Origin of the sequence: Actinomadura sp. KC216, from assembly GCF_004348535.1 — a bacterium.
Lineage (GTDB): Bacteria > Actinomycetota > Actinomycetes > Streptosporangiales > Streptosporangiaceae > Spirillospora.
In genome coordinates this window covers 1-1155 of the sequence record NZ_SMJX01000642.1, presented here as the reverse complement: position 1 = coordinate 1155, position 1155 = coordinate 1, and the positions used below count along the sequence as shown (strand labels likewise).

The 1155-nt window shown below is 70.3% G+C and carries 1 protein-coding gene; it reads left to right on the top strand.

Annotated elements, in window-relative coordinates; translation table 11 throughout:
* Positions 1–141: 141 nt before the first annotated feature.
* The gene (locus E1264_RS42735) at positions 142–1041 is read left to right on the top strand and encodes a 1,4-dihydroxy-2-naphthoyl-CoA synthase (RefSeq protein WP_132183296.1); all 900 of its coding nucleotides are present in this window, start codon (positions 142–144) and stop codon (positions 1039–1041) included.
* Positions 1042–1155: the final 114 nt, after the last annotated feature.

Here is a 1155-nt window from a genome sequence, read left to right as displayed (position 1 = left end):
GGAGGACGGCGGCGTGCAGCGGGCGATCCATGATCTGATCAGGGTAGACGACCCCGCTGAACGCGTTCAAACCCGGGGGCTGTTGAATGGGACCCGAAGCGCCGCGCCCCCCGGCGCGGGTCCCCCGACGGAGAGGAAGACATGGTCTCGGAGCTGTTCGACGCGGACGCGTGGAAAGAGGTCGAGGGGTTCGGCTTCACCGACATCACCTACCACCGTGCGGTGGACCACGGGACGGTCCGGGTGGCGTTCGACCGGCCCGAGGTGCGCAACGCGTTCCGCCCGCACACGGTGGACGAGCTGTACCGGGCGCTGGACCACGCGCGGATGTCCAGCGACATCGGATGCGTGCTGCTGACGGGCAACGGCCCGTCCCCGCGCGACGGCGGGTGGGCGTTCTGCTCCGGCGGCGACCAGCGGATCCGGGGCAGGGACGGCTACAAGTACGCCGAGGGGGAGACCTCCGACACGATCGACCCGGCGCGGGCGGGGCGGCTGCACATCCTGGAGGTGCAGCGGCTGATCCGGTTCATGGGCAAGGTCGTGATCTGCGTGGTGCCGGGCTGGGCGGCGGGCGGCGGGCACAGCCTGCACGTGGTGTCTGACCTCACGCTCGCGAGCCGGGAGCACGCGCGGTTCAAGCAGACCGACGCGGACGTGGCGAGCTTCGACGGCGGGTTCGGGTCGGCGTACCTGGCGCGGCAGGTCGGGCAGAAGTTCGCCCGGGAGATCTTCTTCCTGGGCGACACCTACGACGCGGAGGCGGCGCACCGGATGGGGATGGTGAACGCGGTCGTCCCGCACGCGGAGCTGGAGGCGACGGCGCTTGAGTGGGCGCGGAAGGTCAACGGGAAGAGCCCGACGGCGCAGCGGATGCTGAAGTACGCGTTCAACCTGGTAGACGACGGGCTCGTCGGGCAGCAGGTGTTCGCGGGCGAGGCGACGCGGCTGGCGTACGGGACCGACGAGGCCGCCGAGGGGCGGGACTCCTTCCTGGAGAAGCGCGACCCCGATTGGTCGCGTTTCCCGTGGTACTACTAATGGTCGAACGCGCACGGTGTGGTCAGGAATACGGTGATTGGGCGGGCAGTCAGGGGGTTCGGCGGGTGCGGGTGTACTCCATCCCGATGCGGACGCGGTTCCGCGGTGTGACGC

Bases quoted from the DNA above. Each gene is read 5' to 3' on its own strand.
- E1264_RS42735 (WP_132183296.1), top strand. From the start codon at position 142: ATGGTCTCGGAGCTGTTCGACGCGGACGCGTGGAAAGAGGTCGAGGGG.